Source organism: Campylobacter concisus (assembly GCF_003048555.1).
In the GTDB taxonomy this organism is placed as follows: domain Bacteria; phylum Campylobacterota; class Campylobacteria; order Campylobacterales; family Campylobacteraceae; genus Campylobacter_A; species Campylobacter_A concisus_AO.
Map to the genome: position 1 here is coordinate 1 of NZ_PIRR01000071.1, position 5,851 is coordinate 5,851.

The following is a 5,851-nucleotide window of genomic DNA, read 5'->3' on the forward strand; positions in this document are numbered from 1 at the left end:
CCAGCACTACAAAAGACAGATCGTCGGCAGCATCCGATGAGTATAAGAGAAAGAAATAGCATAAAGCGCGATCAGCTCGCCATTAAATTTCTTAAATTTCCTATATAAAAATAAAATAATAAAAATAACTAAACCTTCTAAGAATGCTTCATAAAGTTGGCTAGGATGCCTTGGCTGGCCAAAAACATTTATCGCCCAAGGCACATCCGTAACTCGTCCAAAAAGCTCTTGATTTAAGAAATTCCCAATCCTGCCAAATGTATAGCCAAAAGGTATGCAAACGGCACAAAGATCAAGTAGCTGCCATAAATTTTGTTTATACCTTTTGCAAAATAGATATGTTGCAAGCAAAAAGCCAACTACTGCTCCGTGGTAACTCATGCCACGAATTCCTATAAACTCGCCGTTATGAAATGGATTAAAAATTTGCCAAGGTTGCGTCAAGTAGTAGCTTACTTCGCCTGAATATACTAAAACCCAGCCAAGCCTGGCGCCTAAAATAACGCCTATTTCAACCCAGAAAAAGTAATTATCCAAGAGCTGATTTGAGATTGGGATTTTATCTTTTTTAACGAGATATTTTGCCATGGCAAGCGCTAAAACAAGGGCTAAAATATACATAAGCCCGTACCAGTGCACGCTAAAGCCAAAGACGCTAAATGCTACCGGGTCAAAGTGGTTATAAATGTCGTTCCAAATTTCCATTTTTACTTTCTTTTTAGAATTTTTGCGATTTTACAATGATTTAGCTTTGATGAGCGAATAAACTCTTGCCACTAAGTGCAAGGGCTAAAAATTTAAACTCACTTGCTTCAAATTCTTTGCAAAATTTAAAAAGCTCGGCAAACTCAGCTTCATTTAAATTTATGCTCCAGATTGCTCCAAGGTCATTAAAATCTCTTTCAAACTCACTTAAATTTTTAGTGGCAAAGTAGTGCTCAAAGCGGCTCATCAGCGAAAATGGCGTAAAAAATTTAACCTCATCTTTTATCTCAAATTTCATCACGCCACCATCTTTTATGGCTTCGTTTATCGCTTCATTTACAGCCCCTGAGTAGGCTCTGACTAGCCCTCCAGTGCCAAGCTTTATCCCACCAAAGTAACGAACTATCAAGACACCAACATTTATTAGCTCAGCGCCCCTTAGCGCGTTTAGGCTTGGCTGACCGCTAGTGCCCTTTGGCTCGCCATCGTCGCTTTGATTTTCAACAATTTGTCCGTATTTGTTTAATTCCCTTGTCGCCCAAACTACGTGAACAGCCTTAAAATGCTCCTCTTTTAGGCGTTCATGCAAGCTTTTAAATTCGCTTATCGGGCATAAAAATGCTAAGAAATTTGACTTTTTTATATCAAGCTGGGCTTTAAAAATCCTATCAATCGTCTGCAAATTTGCTCTTTTTATAAAATTTCAAAAATCTTATCAATTTGCTAATTAAAGCCTTGTAAATTCAGACAAATTTATATTATTAAGGAAAAGATAGTAGAATTTTGCAATTTTTTATGAAGGACTAAAATGATACAAACTTGCCTATTTCCAGCGGCTGGATATGGAACGAGGTTTTTACCAGCTACAAAATCGCTCCCAAAAGAGATGTTGCCGATCCTTACAAAACCGCTCATTCACTACGGCGTTGATGAGGCGCTAGAGGCTGGCATGGATAATATGGCCTTTGTCACAGGACGCGGGAAAAGGGCGCTTGAGGACTATTTTGACATCAGCTACGAGCTAGAAAAAGAGATCGCAGGTAGCTCAAAAGAGTCTTTGCTTAGCGAAGTTAGAAATTTAATGAGCTCATGCACATTTTCATTTACGAGACAAAATGCCATGAAAGGGCTTGGACATGCTATTTATACGGGCAAAACGCTAGTTCGTGATGAGGCTTTTGGGGTCATTTTGGCAGATGATTTATGCATAAATGAAAATGGTGAGGGCGTGCTTTCACAGATGGTTAAAATTTATGAAAAGTATCGCTGCAGCGTCGTAGCTGTGATGGAGGTGCCAAAAGAGCAGACTAAATCTTATGGCGTCGTAAGCGGTAGGTTTATAGAAGATGATCTCATAATGGTCGATGATATGGTTGAAAAGCCTGATCCTGCCGAGGCTCCGACAAATTTAGCGATAATCGGGCGCTACATTCTAACGCCAGATATTTTTAACATTTTAGAGCGAACAAAACCAGGTAAAAACGGTGAAATTCAGATTACGGACGCATTAAAAGCGCAGGCAAAAGATGGCATGGTGCTGGCTTATAAATTTAAGGGCAAGAGGTTTGACTGTGGCAGCATTGATGGCTTTGTCGAGGCTACAAATTTCTTTTACGAGCGCAGTAAATGATAGAGACTTCATTTAAATTTAACTTTGCAAGCAGCGAGGTTATTGACTCCTACGCCAAACGCATAAACGACGAGTACGAAAGCGGCGAGATAGGCTACTATCACTTGCCAGTGCTTGGGCAAAATTTACTTGGCGAGATCGAGGAGTATGAAAAGGGCCTTGCTCATATCAAAAACGTCGTGCTAGTTGGCATTGGCGGTAGCAGTCTTGGCGTAAAGGCGCTAAAATCGATGCTTGAAGGCACAAAGGGGATAAAAAGAGAGCTTTTGTTTTTAGATAACGTCGATCCTTGCAGCTACAAAAGCACGCTTAGTGGGCTAAAATTTGACGAGACACTTTTTGTAATAAGTTCAAAATCAGGCAACACTATCGAGACGATCACTATTTTTAAGTGCTTGCTTGATGACTTTAAACCTCAAAATTTAGGCAAAAATTTCCTCATAATCACCGATCCTGAGACAAATTTAGAAAATTTTGCCAAAGAAAATGGCATTAAATTTTTTAACATTCCAAAAAATGTTGGCGGGAGATTTAGCGTGCTAAGTGCGATCGGTCTTGTGCCTTTTGGCATCTGCGGATATGATATAAAGGCACTACTGGAGGGCGCACTTGCTTGCAAGAAGCAATACATCGAGCAAAAAGATAGCTCCATAGTCGCTAAAGCTTACCACTACGCCACTAGCAGAAATGCCAGTATAAATGTCATTTTTAGCTACTGCGATAGATTTTTTGAATTTAACGACTGGTACGTGCAGCTTTGGGCGGAGAGCCTTGGTAAAAAAAGAGGCTATAAAAGGGTTGGTCTTACGCCAGTTGGACTTGTCGGCAGCCGCGATCAGCACAGCTTTTTGCAGCTTATCATGGACGGCGTAAAAGATAAGAGCGTGACATTTATAAAGATAAAAGATCACGCAAGTGACAAGACTATCCCAAGCTTTAGTCTAAAAGAGCTTGAAGAGTGCGATTTTGTAGCGGGTCTAAGCCTAAATGAGCTTATAAATTTGCAGTGCGATGCGACAGCTATGGCACTGGTGCAAGAGGGCATAAGTGTCGATACTATCACGCTTGAGAGGCTTGATGAGTTTCACGCTGGCTGGCTCATTTTCTACTACGAGTTGCTTACCTCGGCCACTGGCATCATGTTAGGCATCAACACCTACGATCAGCCAGGCGTTGAGATAGGAAAACGTATCCTAAAAACTATGCTTTTAAAGTAGAAAATGAAGAAATTTCTACTTTTAGCTCTTTTTGCCACACAAATTTTTGCCTTTTCGGCGAGTAAATTTGTAAATGACACTAGGTCGCAGATCGGTGTGACGCTAAGTTACGATCCAAGCTATGAGCGGCTCGCTTACCCAATGGGCGACGTGGATATCAAAAAGGGCGTTTGCACCGACGTTGTGGTAAGGGCACTACGTCATCAGGATATGGATCTGCAAAGGCTCATTTTTGAAGATATGAGTAGAAATTTCGCAAGCTATCCTAAAAAATGGGGCCTTAAAAAGGCTGATAAAAACATCGATCACAGGCGTGTTTTAAACATCGCTACCTATCTAAAAAGAAAAGGTTTTGAGGTGAGCGATGATAAATTTCTGCCAGGGGATATCGTCACATGGATGCTGCCAAGAAATCTACCTCACATCGGCGTGATTTCAGATAAATTTGAAGGCCAAACGCCGCTTGTCATCCACAATATCGGCTCTGGCGTGCAAGAAGAAAACATACTTTATAGCTACAAGATCACAGGGCATTTTAGGCTAAAGTAGCAAAATGGCTTTTTAATCAAATTTTAGGCAAAATCGCAAAAAAATAAATTCAAGGAAAAATAATGTTAGAAGTTAGGGGACTTACTCAAAGATTTGCAAGCAGTTTGCTATTTGAGGATGTAAATTTAAAGCTAAATCGCCACAACAGATACGGACTAATCGGTGCAAATGGCGCTGGTAAATCGACATTTTTAAAAATTTTAAGCGGAGCTATCGAGCCAACTAGCGGCGAGATCATCATAGAAAATGGACTAAAGGTTGGCGTGCTTGGGCAAGATCAGTTTGCGTTTGAAAATTTCACACTAAAAGATGCGGTGCTTTATGGCAACAAGCGCCTATATGACGCTGTCAAAGAGAAAGAAAAGCTTTATATGAGCGAGGAATTTACAGATGAGATAAATGAGCGCTTAAGTGAGCTTGAGATGATAAGTGCCGAGGAGGATCCAAGCTACGAGTACGAGACTAGGATAGAAAAAATTTTAAGCTCGCTTGGGCTAAATGAATTTGATAAGCTCATGAGCGAGGTCGAAAACTCAGATAAAGTTAAGGTCTTACTAGCTCAAGTGCTTTTTCCAAAGCCAGACATCTTGTTTTTAGACGAGCCGACAAACAACCTTGATATAGACGCGATCGCGTGGCTAGAAAATGAGCTAAATCGCCACGAGGGCACACTTGTGGTTATCAGCCACGACAGGCACTTTTTAAATAGAGTTTGTACAAACATTTTGGATGTGGATTTTAAGAAAATTCGCGAGTTTTCAGGCAACTACGACGACTGGTATATGGCTGCAAATTTGATCGCAAAGCAGCACGAAATGGAGCGTGATAAGAAGCTAAAAGAGAAAGAGGAGCTAGAGAAATTTATCGCGAGATTTTCAGCAAATGCGAGCAAGGCAAAGCAAGCAACCTCTCGTGCAAAACAGCTTGAAAAGCTAGATATCGCCGAGATCGCAGTCTCAAGCAGGCGCGATCCAAGCATATTATTTCGTGCAAACCGTGAGATAGGAAACGAGCTAATAGAGCTAAAAAATATAAGTAAGAAATTTGATGATAAGGTGATATTTGAAAACTTTAACTTTAAGCTTGAAAAGGGCGACAAGCTAGCCATCATCGGTCATAACGGCGTTGGTAAAAGTACGCTTTGCAAGATCATAATGGGCGAGCTAAAGCCTGATACTGGCGAGGTGCATATAGGCGCAACCATCGAGCTAGGATATTTTGCCCAAGATACGGTAAATAAGATAGATGGCGAGCTAAAGCTTTATGAATACTTGCAAGATGCCAAAAACAAGGACATCGACGAGATCAGAAAGTGTCTTGGTAGGATGCTCTTTAGTGGCGCTGAGCAAGAAAAGGCAGTGGGCGCGCTAAGTGGTGGCGAAAAACACCGAGTAAGGCTAGCTCAGCTCATGCTTCATAGACCAAATTTACTTGTCATGGATGAGCCAAACAACCACCTTGATCTTGAGGCTATCATCGCGCTTGGCGAGGCATTTTATAACTTTAATGGCTCAGTTGTTTGTGTGAGCCACGACAGGGAGCTAATAGACGCCTTTGCAAATAGAATTTTACACCTAAAAGGCAATGGCGAGGTTGTTGATTTTAAAGGAACATACGAAGAGTATAGAGCAAATTTAGGCCTTGAAGGATAATTTACCTCATTAGCTCCTAACCCACTAGGAGCTAATATACACCGATAATATTTTAAGTAAATAATAAAACTAAATATTAAAAATTTATAGAGCAATCT

At 40.7% G+C, this 5,851-nt stretch carries 5 protein-coding genes and 1 pseudogene; 4 read left to right on the plus strand and 2 right to left on the minus strand.

Annotated features, from left to right (window positions below):
• Window positions 1-42 precede the first annotated feature (42 nt).
• Together lgt and CVS92_RS08710 are read right to left on the minus strand one after the other, a co-directional pair.
• Window positions 43-705: pseudogene (gene lgt / locus CVS92_RS08705) on the minus strand (prolipoprotein diacylglyceryl transferase); the annotation flags it as partial.
• 40 nt (window positions 706-745) lie between these two features.
• Entirely contained in the window at window positions 746-1,387 is a 642-nt protein-coding gene (locus CVS92_RS08710) for an IMPACT family protein (protein WP_107789189.1), read from the minus strand.
• Between the two features lie 126 nt (window positions 1,388-1,513).
• Between CVS92_RS08710 and galU the strand changes: the two genes are divergently transcribed.
• From galU to CVS92_RS08730, 4 genes are all read left to right on the plus strand, one after another.
• Entirely contained in the window at window positions 1,514-2,335 is an 822-nt protein-coding gene (gene galU / locus CVS92_RS08715) for a UTP--glucose-1-phosphate uridylyltransferase GalU (RefSeq protein ID WP_107789190.1), read from the plus strand.
• Complete coding sequence (locus CVS92_RS08720; RefSeq protein WP_107789191.1) at window positions 2,332-3,552, plus strand: glucose-6-phosphate isomerase; 1,221 nt, start codon at window positions 2,332-2,334, stop codon at window positions 3,550-3,552. Before galU ends, CVS92_RS08720 begins: the two co-directional genes overlap by 4 nt.
• 3 nt (window positions 3,553-3,555) lie before the next feature.
• Window positions 3,556-4,101: a DUF1287 domain-containing protein gene (locus CVS92_RS08725; RefSeq protein WP_107789192.1), complete on the plus strand. Its 546-nt coding sequence runs from the start codon at window positions 3,556-3,558 to the stop codon at window positions 4,099-4,101.
• A gap of 62 nt (window positions 4,102-4,163) precedes the next feature.
• Window positions 4,164-5,753 carry an ABC-F family ATP-binding cassette domain-containing protein gene (locus CVS92_RS08730; protein ID WP_107789193.1) on the plus strand — a complete coding sequence of 530 codons (1,590 nt, stop codon included), beginning with the start codon at window positions 4,164-4,166 and terminating at the stop codon, window positions 5,751-5,753.
• The last annotated feature ends 98 nt before the right edge of the window (window positions 5,754-5,851 follow it).